Raw genomic sequence first — 17,597 nt, 5'->3', positions numbered from 1 at the left:
ATGTCGCCGTGACGGTACAGCCCCGCAGGCTGTCCGACCAAGCGGATGAGTTCCTGATCACATGAGGAGTCCGGGCCACGAGACGGCGCAGGGCCCCCGCTGGGGCTATCCCTCACCCAGAAGCGGCGCGAGGGGGTCCCGGGTGAGCGCGACCGGCGCGCCCAGGGATTCCTCGTAGGCCGGGCGCGGGAAGACGTAGGGGCCCAGCGGCAGTTCGCCCCACTGCGGCCGGTGAGGCTGGTGGAAGCCGGACCAGGTGACCTCCGTCGCCGTGACGCGGACCGTGGCGAGCAGGGGCCAGCAGGCGTCGATCCCGCAGGAGCAGCCCAGGAGGCACAGGGCGCCGGTGTCGCGGTCGCGGAGGTCCGGCGGGGCGTCGCCCAGGAAATGAGCCCGGGCCCGGGCGCCGTCGGCGTCGTCGTCCAGGTGGAGCGGAGCGTGTTGGCGGAGCAGGAACTCCTCGCGCTCCTGCGGGGTGTCGTCGTCCTCGTCGAGCTCCCGGCTCCAGAGTCCGCGCGTCGCCTCCGCGACCAGGACGCGCAGGTCGGTACCGTCGATCCGGATGCCCCAGGCCGTGAGGTCCGGGTAACCCGGGTGGGGGTGGCGCAGGAACTCCACCCGGTGCGTGACGGTCGCCAGACTCATGCGCCCCATCCTGCGGCACCCGTCCCACCGGCACCAGCGGGTATCGCCGCGGGCGCCGCCGTGCGGGCGGTCGGCGAGCAGGACCGCCATGTGGTCCGCGCAGTGCAGGACCACGACCGGCGGAACGGAAGGGTCTTGTTACCTTCCTCCGTCGGCACTCGTCATAGGGGCGACGACCGAATGCGAACGGTTGTCGGACCGACGAGTGAATCGAGAGCAGGATGCTGACCAAGATCATGTACGTGACGGTCTACGTCACCGACCAGGACCGCGCGCTGGAGTTCTACACCGAGGGGCTGGGCCTGGAGAAGACCATCGACTTCCCGGGGCCCGACGGACGGTTCCTCACCGTCGGCATACCCGACAGCCCGGTGCAGATCATCCTGTGGTCGCACGCGGCGGCCGCGGGACAGCCGGGTGACGCGGGCCGGCATGCCGTGCCCGGTCCGCTGATCCTGGAGTCCGACGATCTGCGGAAGGATTTCGAGCTCATGCGCCGGCGCGGCGTCGTTTTCGAGCAAGCGGAGCCCGAGGACTATCCGTTCGGGGTCCGCATCGAGGCGGTGGACCCGGACGGCAACCGGGTTTCGCTCCGTCAGCAGCGCAAGCCGTGACCGCCCACCCGTCCGGCCTCGTGACCGAAGCCTTCGAAGCCCAGCGCGAGCGGCTGCGCGCCGTCGCCTACCGCGTGCTGGGCTCTCACGCCGACGCCGAGGACGTGGTCCAGGAGGCCTGGATGCGCCTCGTCCGCCAGGACGCGGCGACCATCGACAACCTGGGGGGCTGGCTGACCACCGTGGTCGGCCGCATCAGCCTGGACCTTCTGAGATCCCGCCAGGCCCACCCCGAAACCGCCTACGGACAACAGTTCGCGGAACTCGTGGTGACGCCCGCCGACGACCCCGCGCCGGACGAGCAGGCGGCACTGGCCGATTCAGTGGGCCTCGCCCTGCTCGTCGTGCTCGACTCGCTGACCCCCGGCGAACGCCTGGCCTTCGTCCTGCACGACATGTTCGCCGTCCCGTTCCGCGACATCGGCCAGATCCTCGGCAAATCCGCCGACGCCACCAAGATGGTCGCCAGCCGAGCCCGCCGCAAGGTCCGGGCCACGGACCGACCGGCGAGCCCCGGCCGCGAGCACCGCGAGGTCGTCCAGGCATTTCGCGCCGCCGCCCTCGGCGGCGACTTCGAAGCGCTCCTGCGTGTCCTCGACCCGAACGTGAAGCTGACCGTCGACACCCCCGCCGGGGTGGTCGTCACCCTCGGCGCCACCCAGGTCGCCACCGGCGCCCGCATGTTCTCCGGCGAAGTCGCCCGCCACCGACCCGTGCTGGTCAACGGCGTTCCCGGCCACATGTCCTGGCGCACCGACGGAACCCCTCTCTCCGTCATCGCCTTCACCGTCACCGAAGGCCGGATCACCGGCATCCACATCGTCGTTGACCCGGCCAAACTCGCCGCGATCCAGCTGCCCGACCCGGGCTGAGCCGGTGCCGTCAGGGTCGGCCCGTGCAGGCGCAAGTCACCCCGGGCCGACCTGGATCGCGGACTTGGACCAAGTGCTGCGAGAGTGCGCGCGGCGGGGGCGAGCCGGATTCGAACCGGCGTCATCCCTCTGAGCAAGAGGGTGCGACGACCTCTGCGCTACCGCCCCCGCCGCGGCATGAACAGGCTACGGCAAGCGAACGCCGAGGCGAGGGCGTAGAAGGCGCGGACTGTTCCACTGCCACGCTCGGCTGACAGACTTTTCGACCATGACGAACAGCGGACTGTGGGTCGGCGTCCTCACGGCACTGACTGCACTCGGAGCCAGCTACATCACCGCGCGGGCGACTCTCCGCGCGGCGCGGGCCCAAGCCGAGGCGACAACGAGGGCGGAGGCCCTGCGTGAGGAGCGTGAGCGGCGCCGATCCGCATACCGGGAGATGATGAGCTGCGCGCACGCGTTCAACGTGGTCACGTGGCAGATCGATGACGTTGATGCAGCGCGTGACCGTGAGAGCAAGGGCCGGCTCCTGACGCAGATGTACGAGCGCATAGGCCCGGCCATCGGGGACATGAACAGGGCGATGCACGAGGTCCGGCTCGATGGCCCTGCCGCTGTGTCCGACGCGGCGGATCACGTACGGAACATGGCCCGCCGCGTGCAGCAACGGCTCAACGCGCTACTCGGTGACGACAGTTCTGAGCGCCGGGGCGCGTACGACGCCGCCTACCGGGATTTCCGGGAAGCGTACGTCACGTTCATCGCCTGGCGCGAGGGGCGCTGGAGGTCAAGGGCAACTGATGCTCCAGGCCGCCCGAACGGCCCCGCGGCGCCGTCGGGTTCCACCGACACCACCCCCGGCAGGGCAGCCACCTCGGCGACCTGAGCCGGGCTGAGCCGGGCCGCGAAGCCGTTCAGGGCGTGGTGGAAGGAGCGCTCCGGTCGCACGCCGGCCTGGGCCGCCACGGCAGCCGGGTCGACGCCTCGCCGCACGGTGACGATGTACGAGGGCCAGTCGGCCGGAGTGGCCCGCGGCGCGGGCTCGCGTACGGCGGCCGTGGCGGCGGTGGACAGAGGAAGGACCGCGACGGCGGCCAGGACGGCGGCGGCCACGGGCAGGGCGGCTCGGCTCACACGGTTGCGCATGGGGCGAGGCCACCATGGCCGGCGGCACCGTTCAACGACGTCCGGGGGTGTGGCGGGGGCACGGGGAGCGCACCAGCCGTGCGCTCCCCGGTGTGGGGGCGGGCCGTACAGGTGATCTTGCTGGGGCCGCCCGGGACGTCCGGCTGGGGACCGCAGACGGACATGGTCCCGGGCCCACAAGGGGCGATCCTTTGCGCATCCGGGCGTCAGCGTGCCTTGACGAGGCCGAACGAGGGGACCGGTCGTGCGGGGGCCGGGTTCAAGGCGGGCGGAAAAGGGACCCGATGTAGGGGAGAGGCCGTCCCCGCGCAGGCAACCCGTCGTCGTGGGGGCGGCCGGTCCATGCCCGCCTTCACCCCGTCAGGGAGTTCCCTTCATGCGCCTGCTCGCACGCCTGGCCACCACCGCCTTGCTCACCGTGCCCTCCATCGCCGCCGGAGCCGCCTCCGCCGACACCCCGGAACCGACCCCGGCACCGCTGCACGCCGCCGCGAACGCCGTGCCCGGCCGGTACATCGTCATCCTGGAGAAGGGGGGGGACGCGCCGAAGGCCGCGCAGAAGCTGGGTCTGAAGCCGACGTTCGTCTACGGCTCGGCGCTGAACGGCTTCGCGGTCCCGATGACCCCGCTCCAGTTGTCGATCGTCCGCAACAGCCTGGGGGTGAAGGCGGTAGAGGAGGACGCGAAGGTGCAGTCCGTGCCGATGCCGTCCTCCGCGAGCGGTATGCGGGCCCCGGCCACGTCGTGGGGTCTGGACCGGATCGACCAGAAGCTGCTGCCGCTCGACGACGACTTCAGCACCGAGGGCAACGGCGCCGGCGTGACCGCGTACATCCTCGACACAGGCATCGACTACGCGCACGACGAGTTCGGGGGCCGCGCCAAGCCGGGCTTCGACGCGATCAACGACGGGCGCAACGGTCAGGACTGCAACGGGCACGGTACGCACGTGGCGGGCACGGTCGCGGGCAAGTCGTACGGGGTGGCGCGCAAGGCGAGCCTGGTCAGCGTCCGTGTCCTCAACTGCGAGGGCAAGGGCGAGTGGTCGGGGATCCTCGCGGGCATGGACTGGGTGGCCAAGAACGCCAAGCAGCCGGCCGTGCTGAACGGCTCTCTGGGCGGGGACCGGTCGGAGACGGTCAACAACGCGGCGACCGCGCTCTCCGACGCAGGTGTGCTGCCGGTCTTCGCGGCGGGCAACTCCGCGATCGACGCCTGCAATGTCTCCCCCGCCTCAGCGCTCCGCGTGGTCACGGTCGGCGCGACCAACCGGTACGACGAGGAGACCGACTTCTCCAACTACGGTCCGTGCCTGTCCCTCTATGCCCCGGGCCAGGACATCGTCTCCGCCAAGCTCGGTGGCGGCAGCGTGGCCCTGAACGGCACGTCCATGGCCGCGCCGCACGTCGCGGGTGTCGCCGTCCTCTACAAGCAGGCGCACCCGACCGCAGAGCCGGCGGAGATCGCCGATTTCCTGGACGACCAGTCCACCAAGGACGCCCTGACCAACATCAGCAGGACCAGCCCGAACCGGCTGCTGTACACGGGCGAGTTGTAACCACGTCGGGCGGCGGGCCGCAGGGATCGGCGGCCCGCGCCCCGCATGTGATCAGTATGTCGTGATCGTGTCACGATCCGGTGGGCCGGCCCGGATGGGACGCAACCAGGCGGCATAAAGACGATATTAAGGTGACGTGCGCCTGCCGAGGCGCCTATCTGCTCATCACTCTTTGCAACGGGATTGAATGTGAAGCTTCGTCATGTCCGCGCAATAGCCGTCTTCGGTGTGGCCGTCGTCGCGCTTACGGGAGCCCGTGGCTCCCACGGAGCCAGCTGTGGCGGCAGCCACGGCTCCAGCTCCTCCCACTCCGGCAGCTCGGGCAGCTCGGGCACCTCCAGCAGCGGTACCACCGGCGGCAGCGACAGCAGCGGCACCACCGGCAGCACCACCACCGGCAGCTCGTCCGGCACCCCCTCCGTCACCGGCGGTTCGAGCAGCGCCAACAAGGCCGAGCGTGACATCAAGATCGACAAGTGCCGCCTGGACGACTCGGGCAAGAAGCTCGTCGCCCAGCTGACCGTCACCAACAGCGGCTCGTCGAACTACACCTACAACATCACCATGAAGTTCGAAGGCGCGCCCGGGTCGGGCGTCCTCCCGGCGACGGCCAGGGTCGCCAACCTGACGGTCAAGGCCGGTGGCTCCCAGCAGGCCGAGGCCACGACGCCGTACACCGGCAAGGGCGACGGTAGCGAGTACAAGGAGTGCGTCGTCTCCAGCGCGTCGAAGAGCGTCTCCTGACACACCGTCCTCGTGACCGCGGGGAAGGCACCCGTGCTCGACGTCCGGCCGTCGGGTCCCTGACCCGGCAGGCCGGGACCGGGACGCAACCTCAAAGAGCGTTGCCGGGCACTGCCTGGTCGGCGTTGTCCGCTGCGGTGAGTTCGAGGAGTGCGGGAACGACCGTCGCCCAGTCGGCTCGCTCGAGGCCGTGGCCGGCGTCCTCCAGGGGCAATAGCCGTCCCTCGGGGATCTGCTCCGCGAGTGCCTCCCCGTGCCGGATCGGGAACATCGGATCGGCAGTCCCGTGGATCACCAACGTGTGCACGGCGATCGAGGACGGGGGCGCCGGTGTGAGCTCGCCGTCCTCGAGCGAGTCGTGGTTGCGGGCCGCGCTGAAATCGTGGGCGCGCTCGACGTCGCGACGGACGAGGCCGCGTGCGGCGGTCTCGTCGAACGGGCGCCGACCCCCCGCGAGCATGCGGGCGTAGGCGACCTGGTAGTCGATCACGGAATCGACGTCCGACCAATCGACGTACGCGGCCGCGACGAACCGCAAGAACTCTTCGGTGGGCGGGGGAAGCCCGAGGTCGCCCGGCACGACGGAGGACGTGCTGACCAGGGCGAGCGAGAGGACCCGATCGGCGTGATCGAGTGCGAGCCGCTGCGCGAGTGCCCCGCCGGCCGAGACGCCCACGACATGCGCGGCTGGGAGCCCGTAGGCGTCGAGCACGCGGGCGGCGTCGCCGACCAGGTCCGCGGCGGTGTACCCGGGACGGCCCGGCTCGTAGGTGATCGAACGGCCGGTGTCGCGGTGGTCGTAACGGATCACGAAGCGCCCGCCCTCGGCGAGCATCCGGCAGAAGCCCTCTTCCCACCAGAGCATCGAAGCCCCGAGGCCCATGATGAGCAGGATGGGCGGATCCGAGGGGGCGCCGAAGGACTCGGCGCACAGTTCGACGCCATCCGCTGCAAAAACGCGTTCGCCCATACCTGCATTCTCGGCCTGTCGCGCACGTACCTCCCCTGCTCCCTCGGCCGCGTACCTTATTGCACATAGGTTGCAACTGCTTTATGAGTGCGAAAGGGGTCGTAGTGGGCTCTCCGGTGGTGCTGGGCATCGAGTCGTCCTGTGATGAGACGGGGGCCGGGATCGTGTCCGGCGGGCGGCTCCTGGCGCATGTGGTGGCGTCGAGCATGGACGAGCACGCGCGCTTCGGCGGGGTGGTGCCGGAGATCGCGGCCCGTGCCCACGTACAGGCCTTCAACCCGGTCGTCCGGGAGGCCCTGGACCAGGCGGGGCTGCGGATTTCGGACATCACGGCGGTGGCCGTGACCACCGGACCGGGGCTGTCGGGTGCGCTGCAGGTGGGCCTGGCCGGCGCGAAGGCCCTCGCCTACTCCGCGGGCGTACCGCTGTACGGGGTGCACCACCTGGCCGGGCACGTGGCCGCGGACACGCTGGAGCACGGGCCGCTCCCGAACCCGTGCATGGTGCTGATCGTTTCGGGCGGGCACACCTCGCTGCTGTTCGTACGGGACCTCGTACGCGATCCGATCCTGCACCTCGGCGACACCGTCGATGACGCCGCGGGGGAGTGCTTCGACAAGGTGGCCCGGGTTTTCGGTCTGCCCTACCCGGGCGGACCCGCGATCGACCGGGCGGCCCGCGGGGGCGACGGGTGCGCGGTGGCGTTCCCGCGTCCGCTCACGCGTCCGGGTGACGCCCCGTACGCCTTCTCCTTCTCCGGGCTGAAGACCGCCGCCGCGCGCTGGGCCGAGCAGCACCGGATCCGCGGCGAGGAGCTTCCCCTCGCCGACGGCGCCGCCTCCCTCCAGGAGGCCGTCGCGGACGTGCTCACGCGCAAGGCGCTGGCCGCCTGCGAGGAGTACGGGGTGCGGACCCTCGTGGTGGTGGGCGGGGTCGCCGCGAACTCGCGGGTGCGGGCCCTGGCCGAGGAGCGTTGCGCCGCCGCGGGTGTCGAGCTGCGGGTGCCGCCGTTGACCCTGTGCACCGACAACGGGGCGATGATCGCCGCCGTCGGTGACCTCCTGGTGCGGGCGGGTTCGGGTCCGGCCCAGCTGGACGTGTCGATCGATCCGTCGGCGCCGCTGGAGTACGCGGCCCTGCATCCCGTCGCCCGCGCCGCCGCGCGGGTCTGAGGTGCCGCCGGGTGGGCGTGACGGGCGTGTCACGTCCACCCGGCCGGGCAGAACGCGTCCGGCCCGTGTTGCAACCGCCCGGAGGAACTCCGGTCAGGTCACCGCGCCGACAGCCGCGGCGTACGCGCCGGCACCGTGCGCGGGCTGCCGGTCTTCTCGAAGGCCGCGGCGAGGACCAGCAGGGCGTTGTCGTCGTAGGCGCGGCCTGCGAAGGTCAGCCCGACGGGCATGCCGGTGTCCGTCATGGCACCCATCGGCACGGTCACCGTCGGAATGCCGAGGTGCCGGGGAACCAGGTTGCCGTTCGCGACCCAGACGCCGTTGCGCCAGCCGAGGTCGGCGGACGCCACGGACACGTCCATGTCGGCGGGGCCCACGTCTGCGACCGCGGGGAACACCACCGCGTCCAGGCCCAGTCCGTCCATCCACAGCTCCAGGTCGACCCGGCGCGTCTCCTCGAGCCCGCGCAGCCCCTGCTCCAGGTGCGGCATGTCGGTGAGGGCCGCGTACGGGCGCTCGCGCACGAAGCGCGGGTAGTCGCCGATCGTGTCGTCGAAACCGTCGTAGCGGTCGGGCAGTTCGCCTTCCTGCTTGGGCCAGATGCGGGCACCGTCGACCTCGGCCAGGGTGGAGAGCGCCGGGTCGCCGTTGGCCCGCAGGAAGTCGTCCCATGCCCAGGCGGACAGGTCCTCTATCTCGAAGGTGAGGAAGTCGCGGCCGACCAGTCCGCGGGTGAGCAGCGAGGGCGCACCGGGGCGGTCGGACTCGTAGTTCGACACGACGGGGAAGTCGACCTCGACCACCTCGGCGCCGGCTGCCTCCAGGTCGCGGCGCGCGGCTTCCCACAGGGCGATCACCGAAGGACGCGTGTCGATGCGCTGACCGGTCTGGCCGCCGATGCCTCCGTCGGGGTTCGTTCCGGCCCCGGGGTCGGCGTTGATGTACATCCTGGGTACGCCGACGCGCTTGCCGGCGAGCGCGTCGTGCGCTGCCGGAGCATCGGCGGGTGCGAGCTCCGGGTAGGAGGCGGGTCGCACCTGCGAGGCCGGGGGCAGCGAGATCCACGGCTGCGCGCGCCACAGGTCCCCGCGCGTGTGCGGGTCGTCGGCGACGATGACGTCGAGCAGTTCGAGCAGGTCGGCCATGGTGCGGGTGTGCGGGACCACGACGTCCATGGTCGGTACGAGCGGCCAGTTGCCGCGGACCGAGATCACGCCGCGGCTGGGCGTGTAGGCGCACAGCGCGTTGTTCGAAGCGGGTGCCCGGCCCGAGGACCAGGTCTCCTCGCCGAGGCCGAACGCGCCGAACGACGCGGCCGTCGCCGTGCCGGAGCCGTTGGAGGAGCCGGAGCCGTAGGCGCTGGTGAGCCAGTCGGCGCTGTACGGGCTTTCCGCGCGGCCGTACACACCGCGCTGCATGCCGCCGTTCGCCATCGGCGGCATGTTGGTCAGGCCGATGAGGACGGCCCCGCCGGCGCGCAGGCGCTCGATGGCGAAGGCGTCGCGCTGGGCGACGAGGTGCTCGAACGCGGGGGAGCCGGACGCGGCCGTCAGACCCTTCGCGAGGTAGCTGTCCTTCGCGGTGTACGGGATGCCGTCCAGCGGGCCGAGCGTCTCGCCCCGCGCACGGCGTGCGTCGCTGGCCTCCGCTTCCGCCCGGGCGTCCGGGTTCATCACGACCATCGCGTTGAGAGCGGTGGCCGTGCCGGGCCGGTCGTACGCCTCGATCCGGGCGAGGTAGGCGTCGAGCAGCTCGACAGAAGTGGTCTCACCCTTCTCCAGCGCCGCACGCAGGTCGGCGATACAGGTCTCCACGACATCGAATCCGTGCGTCATGCGGGTGTCTCCAGGGTGGTCGGGACGGACAGGCGAGCCGCTGGGCGTCGGACCGACCGACGGCCTCCCCATCGCACTGACTAGATTTTCAGTCTAGACTGAAAATCTAGTCAGCACGAGCCGAGGTGCGTGGACCATGCCGACGTCAGAGACCGGGCCCGCCGCCCGGGCCCCAGGGGACAGGAAGCGCCAGCCCAGCGGGGACGAAGCGCGGGGACGGGCGATGAGGGCTGCCATCAGCGTCATCGCCGAGAAGGGCACCGCAGCCGTGCGGATGTCGGACATCGCCGCGCGGGCCGGCATGAGCACCGGGCACATCCTCTACCACTTCGGCAAGAAGGACCGGCTCCTGCTCGAAGTCCTCGCGTGGAGCCAAGCGGATCTCTGGTCCCGGTTCCAGCAGGCCGCCGACCAGGCCGCATCCCCTGCGGAGAAGCTGGACCTGTTCGTCGGCTTCTACCTGCCCCGCCACCAAGGCGACGAACGGTACGCGCTGTGGACGAAGGTGCTGGCCCAGCGCCACGACGAAGCGGGCCGGCGCATCCTCACCGAGCTGCTGGACGGCTGGGACGAGCGCCTGGAAGCCATCCTCCGGGAGGGCCGGGATCTGGGACAGTTCGCCGAAGTGGAGCTTCCCGAGTTCACCATCCGGGCCGTGGCCATGCTGAGCGGGATCTCCGAAGACGTGATGTTCGGACGGTCCCGCTGGCAGCACACCTCACCGCACGCGTTCGCCCTGTCCGCCCTCGAACGCGAACTGCGTCCCGCCGAAGGTGTGGTGCGGGCCACAAGGAGAGGGGGGAACCGGAGGGACTGCTCGACCGACTGACTTCGCATCCGGCAGTTGCGATGGACCTCGGAAGGAGACGGTTGTGCCAGCGGAGGAAGCGGCGACTGCTGCGCCGGAAGGGACGACATTCCGCGCAGGCCGACAGCTCACCGGGCTCCTGACCGCCGCCATGGCCTTCTCGATGCTGCAGTTGTTCCTGCTCGGCGCACTCGGGCCGCGCCTCGTGGACGAGCTGGAGATATCTCCCGTCACTCTGGGGCTGACGACCACGATCGGGTTCGGTACGGCAGCCCTGCTCTCGCCGGCCGGCGGCCGGATCGTGGACCGGGTGGGGCCGCGACGCTCCCTGGTGGCCCTGCTCCTGATCTCCGCCGTGGCGCTCGCACTGATCGGTACGGCCCCTGGCGCCGGGCTGCTGCTGGGCGCGGTCGCGCTGGGCGGAGTGCCGCAGGCGCTGGCCAATCCGGCGACCAACAAGGCGATCCTCGCCGCGGTACCGCCCGCCCGCCGGGGCGCGGTCACCGGCATGAAGCAGTCCGGTGTCCAACTGGGGGCGTTCGCGGCCGGGCTGCCACTGGCGGCCCTCGCCTCGGGGCTCGGCTGGCGCGGCGCCGTCTGGACTGCGGCGGGTGCGGCCCTGCTGACCGGGCTGTGGGCCGCGCGCGCTCTGCCCGCCGATCCTCCGGTCGCCCCGGGCGGCCCCCGTACCTCACTCGTCCCACGGGGGGCGGTCGCGTGGCTCGCGGTGTTCTCGCTGTTCCTGGGCTGCGGCATCGCCTCCGTGAACACCTACCTCGCGCTGTTCGGAGCACGGCAACTGGGGCTGGGGCCGACCGCGGCCGCTGCCTTGGTCGCAGTGCTGGGCGTAACGGGCATCGCGGGCCGGGTCGGCTGGTCGAAGGCGGCACGTCCGGGGCGGGCCGAGTGGCTGCCGGGATGGCTCGCCTGCGGGGCGCTCGGCGCGGCCGTGCTCCTCGTGGGGGCGGTGGCGGTCGGGCCGCTGGTGTGGCTCGGAGCCGTCGCGGTCGGGGTGTTCGCCGTCTCCGGAAACGCCGTGACGATGGTGCTCGTGATGCAGCGGGCCGCACCGGGGCGGGCGGGTCAGGACTCGGCGCTGACCGCGGCCGGCTTCTTCGCCGGGTTCGCCGTGGGACCGCCGCTGTTCGGGCTGCTGGTGTCGGAGGACCACCGGTACGGGGCCGGCTGGCTTCTGGTGGCGGCGGAGTTCGCCGCGGCGGGCGCGGTCGCATTCCTCTGGGCCGCCCGCGACCGCCGTGAGCGGCAGGTACGGTCCGCATGATCGGCACGGACTGGGCCGGCCGTGCGTTGGCGGCGCTGATGGAACGCGTCACCGAGTCCGAGTCCGAGTCGGGCGCGCGCTTCCCCCTGTACGCGGACCCCGAGGAGGGCCGGTGGACGACGACCGGTCGCGGCTCGTGGGCCGGCGGGTTCTGGGCCGGGCTGCTGTGGCTCAGGGCCCGGTACACCGGAGCCGACGCCGACCGGGCGGCAGCGGCAGGGTGCACGGCCCGCCTCGCGGGCTGGGTGGGGGCCGACACGGCGACCCGCGGCCTGATCTTCTGGTACGGAACCGCCCTGGCGATCGACGACGACCAGGCCGAGGAGCTCAGGAAGGCGGCCGCCGGCGCCTGCCTGTCCGCGCATGACCCCACGCTGGGTCTCGTGCCCTGGGGAGCCGCCTTCGGCGGGCCCCGCCTGCTGGCTCGCGTGGATGCCGTTCCCGGGATGTTGTCCCTGCTGGCCGGTGCCGGACCCGGTGGAGCGGAGGCCGCGTCGGCGCACCTGCACCGGCACCTCGACCTCTGCCTGGGCGAGTACCTCCCGCAGAAGCAGTGGCCGGCGCCCGTATGGCAGTACACCGGTCGGCACGAGTGGCAGCCCCTGGCGGATCCGCCGCCGGGATGGAGCCGGGGCCGCGCCTGGCTTCTGCTGGCGGTCGCCGAAGCGCTGCTGCATCCCGAGCTCGCCCGGCACCGGCCCGACCGCCTGGCGGCGGCGGCCGAACGACTCCTGTCCAGGGGAGGATTCCTGGCGGGTCCGCTGATCCCGCCCGCCGAGTCGGAGCGGCCCGACGGCCCGCTCGACACCTCGTCCGCCGCCATCACCGCGGTGGCGCTGATGAAGCTGGCCAGGGTCCCCGGCCCGCGGGCGAAACACTGCTCCTACCGGGCCGTGGCGATCCTGAGCAGACTGGCCGAGAGCCACCTCTCCGACGGGGAGGCGGTCAACGCGCCGGTGGGACGGCTGGTGGACGGCTGCTACGACGCGGGCAAGGGACTGGCCGTACGGCACGAACTCATCTGGGGAACCTTCTTCCTGACGCTCGCGCTCGCCGCCCTGGAGGGTGTCGTCGACATCACCCTCGTGTAGGGGCTTGCGCGCCGTAGCCGCGCAGGACGCGGTGGGCCACCGACGTGATGTGCAGTTCGTCCGGGCCGTCGAGGATCCTGGCGGCGCGGCCACTGCGGAACAGAGCGGGCAGCGGAGTGTCAGGGCCGAGGCCGGCGGCTCCGTGGACCTGGATCGCCGAGTCCGTGACCTGCTGGAGCATCCGCGCCGCGGCGACCTTGGCCAGCCCGACCTCGACGTGCGCGTCCTGCCCGGCCTCGATCAGGGCGACCGCCTCGTGGACCAGCGGGCGGGTGGTGCGCAGGGCGAGGAGGGCGTCGAAGACGTGCTGCTGGACCAGCTGATGGTCGGCGAGCGGTCCACGCGATCCGCTCCGGGTCGCGGCCCGCTCACACATGAGGTCGAAGGCCCGCCGGGCCTGGCCGAGCCAGCGCAGGCAGCGCAACGTCCGTCCCAGCTGCAGGCGCTCCCCGGCGACGGCGAGTGCCCCGCCCTCCTCGCCTACGACGTGGTCGGCCGGCACCGGAACCTGGTCGAGGGAGATCTCGTACTGGCCCGCCGCACCGAATACCGGGAGTTCCCGGACGACGCGGAAGCCGGGGGAGCCGGTCGGTACGAGCAGCAGCGACAGCCCCTCGCGGTCTCCCGGGGAGCCCGATGTGCGGGCCAGCACGGTGACCAGGTCCGCGGTCGCGGCTCCCGAGGTGAACCACTTGCGGCCGGTGACCGACCAGCCGCCGTCCGCCCGGCGTTCGGCCCGGGTGGCGGTCTGGAACGGGTTCGTTCCCGGCACACCGGGCTCGGTCATCGCGTAGCACGTGCGGATCTCACCGGCGACCAGGCGTGCCAGGTACGCCTCACGGATCCGGCTGCCGCCGTGGCGCGCGAGCATCGTGACGTCGAGGAGGGGAGCGGAGCCGAGAGCGGTGGGTCCGTGATCGCTGGCGCCCTCGGCCTCGGCCAGTGCGGCGTACGCCCCCAAGGCCAGACCCCCGCCGCCCAGCTCCTGCGGGAGGGGAAGCGCCCACAGTCCCTCCTTGACGGCACGGCCACGGAGCTCGCCCAGCGCGGCTGATGCACGGGCCCCTCCCGCGTCCAGCACCGCTTCGTACGGGATCACCTCGTTCCGGACGAATCGGGCCACCCGCTCACGCAACGGGGCCGCCTGCGCGGCAGGTTGGGCGTGAGCGGGCTTGGCTGCGCCTGGATCCGTCACTGCTTTCCTCCAGATTTCCGGGAACCCGTGGGAACGGTTGTCCGACTGTCTGTCCGTGGAACTGGTCGGGCGCGCGTGCTCCCGGGTTCCCAGGATTCGGAAACGTCCCGGCGCGGCCACCGCCGCGTCAGGAGAGGAGAGGCATGGCGTCACCGGCAACCACGCAGACGGGCCGGCCGCTCGACACATTGCGCTTCGACACCTCGGGGCCGCCGCAGATCACGAGCGTCGTGGCGGACCGCCTCCGGCTGCTCGGCGCACAGGGCGAGGCCACCGGACAGGACCAGTCCGCCACCGGGCATGTCGTGATGACCGGCGCGGGAACCGAGCCGGTTCACGCGAACACCGGCTGGGGCGGCCCGAAAGCCGGCCTCGTCGACGAAGCCACCGTGCAGGCCGCCACCGGCGTCATGGCCGTCCACGGCCGACGGGACGGCGGCCCGCGCGGCCTGGCGGTCGACTACACGGCCACCGCCACCGCCGTCCTCACCGTCCAGGGCCTCCTCGCCACACTGATCGGCTCGGCCCGCGGCATCCAGCCCCGGCAGGTCACCACGAGCGCGGACCGGGCCGGACTGCTCGCCGTCTCCCAGTACCTGGCCGCCGACGGGGCCGACGAGGGCGAAGCGGCCGATCTCGCGCCCGGCGGGCCGCCCTTCACCTCCGCCGAGGGCACTCTCTTCGAACTGGAGACCCTCGACCCCGGGGCCTGGGCCGCGTTCTGGAAGGCGCTCGAAGCACCCGCCGACGCGATGCGGGCCGGCTGGCGTCCGTTCCAGTTCCGGTACGCGACCGCCTGCGCCCCCTTTCCCGCCGCCCTGCACACCGTGACCCGGGCCCACCCCATGGCACGGATCCGGCAGGCCGCCGCGCTCTCCGGTGCGCAGGTGTGCGCCTTGCGGACACTGGCCGAGCGGGCCGCCGAACACGATGGCGCCGCGCCCTGGTCCCTGCGTCTGCTGGAGCCCGGCGCCACATCCGGCGAAACGGCTCCCTCCTCCTCCCGACCGCTGGCCGGGATCACCGTGCTGGAGGCAGGCCGCCGCATCCAGGCCCCGCTCGCCGCCCACCTGCTGGGACGGCTGGGAGCCGAGGTCATACGGATCGAGCCGCCGGGCGGGGACCTGCTGCGCGGCATGCCCCCGGCCTGCTCCGGCATCTCGGCACGCTGGCTCGCCCTCAACCGCGGCAAGAAGGCCGTGGAGATCGACATCAAGGCGGAGGCCGACCGCCGTCGCCTGCGGGAGATGACCGCCGAAGCCGACGTGTTCCTGCACAACTGGGCGCCGGGCAAGGCGGCCGAACTCGGCCTGGACGCCGAGGACCTGGCCGCCGTGAACCCGAGCCTGGTGTACGCGTACACCAGTGGCTGGGCAGAGCGCCTGCCCGACGCCCCCATGGGTACGGACTTCATGGTCCAGGCCCGTACCGGCGTCGGCGAGGCTGCCCGGCCCGAAGGCGAGCCGCCGGCCCCCTCCCTGATGACGCTGCTCGACGTACTGGGCGGGCTCACCGGAGCCGAGGCCGTGCTGGCCGGGCTGCTGCTGCGCGAGCGCACCGGACACGGCGTGCGCGTCGACTCCTCCCTGCTCGGCGCGGCCGACACCCTGACCGGACCCGCCCTGCGCCGCGCCGCGCGCGGTGAGAACCCAAGGCGGCCCGCCGGGTTCCGCCGCCCGCTGCCCACCGCCGACGGCTGGATCGCACCCTCCGACGTGTGCGCGGCCGCAATCGCCGCCTACGACCTGGGCGAACTCTCCACCCCGGACGCCGTGTCCCTGCTGGCCGGCCACGGCCTGACCGCCACCGCCGTCACCACGGACCTGGCCGGTCTCCACCATGACGCGCGCTTCGCCGGCTCGATCAGCCGTGACGCGCACGGTGCCCCTGCCGTTCTCGACCCCTGGAGCTTCAGATGACCGTCGCCCTGCACGACCTGCTGCCCGCGGAGCTCCGCCGCTCGTGGGTGGTCGACGGCACCTGCCCCGACCTCGACCTCTACAGCCTCTTCCGGGCACGCCAGATCGCGAACCTGCACGCGACCGCCGTCCTCGACGACAAGGGCAAGCTCTGTTACACCGCCCTGGACCGCAAGGTGCGATGTCTGGCCGTCGGCCTGCGCGACCTCGGCGTAGGCCCGGGCGACGTGGTCGGCGTACAACTCCCCAACACCCGCAACGCCGTTATCGCCGACCTCGCCATCGCGGCCATCGGCGCGATCGCCCTGCCCTTCCCCGTCGGCCGCGGCGTCCTGGAGGCCGAGTGCCTGCTGCGCCGGGCCGAGGCCGTCGCCGTCATCGCGGCGACCGAACACCGAGGCTCCCACCATGCCGCCGACCTGCTCGCCCTGGCCTCCTCGCAGCCCGCGTTGCGCCATGTGATCGCCGCCGGCACCGGGACGGCCCCCGAAGGTTCGGTCCCCTTCTCGCAGCTGCTGCGCTCGGACGCGACAGCCTTCACTCCGGCCCGGCCGGATCCCGACAGCGCGGCGCGCATCCTGGTCTCGTCCGGTTCCGAGGCGGAGCCGAAGATGATCGCCTACTCCCACAACGCCCTCGCCGGCGGCCGCGGCAACTTCCTCGCCTCCCTCATGCCGGACGGAACGCCCCCGCGCTGCCTGTTCCTCGTCCCGCTCGGCTCCGCCTTCGGCTCCAACGGCACCGCCGTGACCCTGGCCCGCCACGGGGGCACGCTCGTCCTGCTCGACCACTTCACCCCCGAGGCCGCCCTGGCGGCCGTACGGGAGCACGAGCCCACCCACGTCCTGGGCGTGCCGACCATGATCCGCATGATGCTGGACCGGCTCGACGCCGACGGCGGTGTCCTGCCCGCTCCCACCGCGCTCGTGCTGGGCGGTGCGCCGCTGGACGAGACCACCGCCAAGGACGCCGCACACGCCTTCGGCTGCCCGGTCGTCAACCTCTACGGCTCCGCCGACGGCGTCAACTGCCACACGGGCCTTGCCCATCAGGTCCCGCCCACGGACGGCACCGGCGTGGTCGCCGGCCACCCCGACCCGCGCGTCGCGGAGATCCGCATCGCCGACCCGGACACGCACGCCCCGCTGCCCGACGGCACCATCGGGGAGATCATCTCGCGCGGCCCGATGACCCCGCTGTGCTACGTCGCCTCTCCACAGCTCGACGCCCGGTACCGCACGCCAGACGGCTGGGTCCGCACAGGAGACCTCGGCCTCCTCGACGAGGAAGGCACCCTGCACGTCGTCGGCCGCCTCAAGGACATCGTCATCCGGGGCGGAGCCAACATCAGCCCGGCCGAGGTGGAGCGGGAGCTGTCCTCCCACCCGCTGGTCCGCGACGTGGTGTGCGTGGGCGTACCCGATCCGGTCATGGGGGAGCGGCTGGCCGCCTGCATCGTGCCCCGCACGGCCAAGGCCCCGGTACTCGGTGAGCTCGGCGCCCACCTGACCTCGCGCGGTCTGGAGCGGCGCAAGCACCCCGAGCGCCTGCTGGTGGTGGCGGAACTCCCGTTGACCCCCGCGGGCAAGCCCGACCGGGCCGCCCTGCGCGAGCGCCTGTCCGCACCGGCCGCGCTCGACCCCACACACCCGGCTCCGCTCGCGCAAGCCGGATGAGACGTGGGCCCGGGCAGCCTGCCGCTGCCCGGGCCCACACGGGGGCACTACGGTTCTACGGCGCGCTCCG

15 protein-coding genes and 1 tRNA gene are annotated in these 17,597 nt (G+C 72.4%); 10 read left to right on the top strand and 6 right to left on the bottom strand.

Going from position 1 to position 17,597, the window contains the following annotated elements:
• Window positions 1-105 precede the first annotated feature (105 nt).
• Window positions 106-645 carry a hypothetical protein gene (locus ACFTXQ_RS13195; RefSeq protein ID WP_382639567.1) on the bottom strand — a complete coding sequence of 180 codons (540 nt, stop codon included), beginning with the start codon at window positions 643-645 and terminating at the stop codon, window positions 106-108.
• A 221-nt stretch (window positions 646-866) separates the two neighbouring features.
• On the opposite strand from ACFTXQ_RS13195, the gene ACFTXQ_RS13190 reads away from it, so the two are divergent.
• Together ACFTXQ_RS13190 and ACFTXQ_RS13185 are read left to right on the top strand one after the other, a co-directional pair.
• Complete coding sequence (locus tag ACFTXQ_RS13190; protein WP_382639564.1) at window positions 867-1,259, top strand: VOC family protein; 393 nt, start codon at window positions 867-869, stop codon at window positions 1,257-1,259.
• Window positions 1,256-2,131: a sigma-70 family RNA polymerase sigma factor gene (locus ACFTXQ_RS13185; protein ID WP_382639562.1), complete on the top strand. Its 876-nt coding sequence runs from the start codon at window positions 1,256-1,258 to the stop codon at window positions 2,129-2,131. Before ACFTXQ_RS13190 ends, ACFTXQ_RS13185 begins: the two co-directional genes overlap by 4 nt.
• Before the next feature lie 95 nt (window positions 2,132-2,226).
• Here the strand turns inward: ACFTXQ_RS13185 and ACFTXQ_RS13180 are convergent.
• Together ACFTXQ_RS13180 and ACFTXQ_RS13175 are read right to left on the bottom strand one after the other, a co-directional pair.
• Window positions 2,227-2,299 (bottom strand) — tRNA-Ser (locus ACFTXQ_RS13180).
• A 558-nt stretch (window positions 2,300-2,857) separates the two neighbouring features.
• A complete protein-coding gene (locus ACFTXQ_RS13175; RefSeq protein WP_382639559.1) occupies window positions 2,858-3,277 on the bottom strand; it encodes a protease inhibitor I9 family protein in 420 nt (139 codons plus the stop codon).
• A 376-nt stretch (window positions 3,278-3,653) separates the two neighbouring features.
• On the opposite strand from ACFTXQ_RS13175, the gene ACFTXQ_RS13170 reads away from it, so the two are divergent.
• On the top strand, window positions 3,654-4,835 hold the full coding sequence (locus ACFTXQ_RS13170) for a S8 family serine peptidase (protein ID WP_382639557.1): 1,182 nt from the start codon (window positions 3,654-3,656) through the stop codon (window positions 4,833-4,835).
• A gap of 189 nt (window positions 4,836-5,024) precedes the next feature.
• Window positions 5,025-5,579, top strand: a complete 555-nt coding sequence (locus tag ACFTXQ_RS13165; RefSeq protein ID WP_382639555.1) for a hypothetical protein — start codon at window positions 5,025-5,027, stop codon at window positions 5,577-5,579.
• Window positions 5,580-5,670: 91 nt separating this feature from the next.
• On the opposite strand, the gene ACFTXQ_RS13160 is transcribed toward ACFTXQ_RS13165, so the two are convergent.
• Complete coding sequence (locus ACFTXQ_RS13160) at window positions 5,671-6,549, bottom strand: alpha/beta fold hydrolase (protein WP_382639552.1); 879 nt, start codon at window positions 6,547-6,549, stop codon at window positions 5,671-5,673.
• An 83-nt stretch (window positions 6,550-6,632) separates the two neighbouring features.
• Here ACFTXQ_RS13160 and tsaD point away from each other — a divergent pair, with 83 nt between their 5' ends.
• On the top strand, window positions 6,633-7,721 hold the full coding sequence (tsaD, locus tag ACFTXQ_RS13155; protein ID WP_382639550.1) for a tRNA (adenosine(37)-N6)-threonylcarbamoyltransferase complex transferase subunit TsaD: 1,089 nt from the start codon (window positions 6,633-6,635) through the stop codon (window positions 7,719-7,721).
• Window positions 7,722-7,819: 98 nt separating this feature from the next.
• Here the strand turns inward: tsaD and ACFTXQ_RS13150 are convergent, their stop codons facing one another.
• On the bottom strand, window positions 7,820-9,556 hold the full coding sequence (locus tag ACFTXQ_RS13150; protein ID WP_382639548.1) for an amidase: 1,737 nt from the start codon (window positions 9,554-9,556) through the stop codon (window positions 7,820-7,822).
• A 223-nt stretch (window positions 9,557-9,779) separates the two neighbouring features.
• On the opposite strand from ACFTXQ_RS13150, the gene ACFTXQ_RS13145 reads away from it, so the two are divergent.
• The 3 genes from ACFTXQ_RS13145 (at window position 9,780) to ACFTXQ_RS13135 (ending at window position 12,737) form a co-directional block, all read left to right on the top strand.
• Window positions 9,780-10,385, top strand: coding sequence for a TetR/AcrR family transcriptional regulator (locus ACFTXQ_RS13145; protein WP_382639545.1), 606 nt, complete (start codon window positions 9,780-9,782; stop codon window positions 10,383-10,385).
• Window positions 10,386-10,515: 130 nt separating this feature from the next.
• Complete coding sequence (locus tag ACFTXQ_RS13140) at window positions 10,516-11,646, top strand: MFS transporter (RefSeq protein WP_382639755.1); 1,131 nt, start codon at window positions 10,516-10,518, stop codon at window positions 11,644-11,646.
• Window positions 11,643-12,737 (top strand): sugar ABC transporter permease, encoded by a 1,095-nt coding sequence (locus ACFTXQ_RS13135; protein ID WP_382639542.1) that lies wholly within the window; start codon window positions 11,643-11,645, stop codon window positions 12,735-12,737. Before ACFTXQ_RS13140 ends, ACFTXQ_RS13135 begins: the two co-directional genes overlap by 4 nt.
• Here the strand turns inward: ACFTXQ_RS13135 and ACFTXQ_RS13130 are convergent.
• Window positions 12,724-13,860, bottom strand: coding sequence for an acyl-CoA dehydrogenase family protein (locus tag ACFTXQ_RS13130; protein WP_382639539.1), 1,137 nt, complete (start codon window positions 13,858-13,860; stop codon window positions 12,724-12,726). The genes ACFTXQ_RS13135 and ACFTXQ_RS13130 overlap by 14 nt on opposite strands.
• A 215-nt stretch (window positions 13,861-14,075) precedes the next feature.
• Between ACFTXQ_RS13130 and ACFTXQ_RS13125 the strand changes: the two genes are divergently transcribed.
• Together ACFTXQ_RS13125 and ACFTXQ_RS13120 are read left to right on the top strand one after the other, a co-directional pair.
• On the top strand, window positions 14,076-15,851 hold the full coding sequence (locus ACFTXQ_RS13125) for a CoA transferase (RefSeq protein WP_382639537.1): 1,776 nt from the start codon (window positions 14,076-14,078) through the stop codon (window positions 15,849-15,851).
• On the top strand, window positions 15,848-17,527 hold the full coding sequence (locus tag ACFTXQ_RS13120; RefSeq protein WP_382639535.1) for a class I adenylate-forming enzyme family protein: 1,680 nt from the start codon (window positions 15,848-15,850) through the stop codon (window positions 17,525-17,527). The genes ACFTXQ_RS13125 and ACFTXQ_RS13120 overlap by 4 nt, the downstream gene beginning before the upstream one ends.
• Window positions 17,528-17,597: the final 70 nt, after the last annotated feature.

Source organism: Streptomyces sp. NPDC057010, from assembly GCF_042673805.1.
GTDB lineage: Bacteria > Actinomycetota > Actinomycetes > Streptomycetales > Streptomycetaceae > Streptomyces.
The sequence above is the reverse complement of the archived record's forward strand: the minus strand, read 5'-3'. Positions and strand labels throughout refer to the sequence as shown.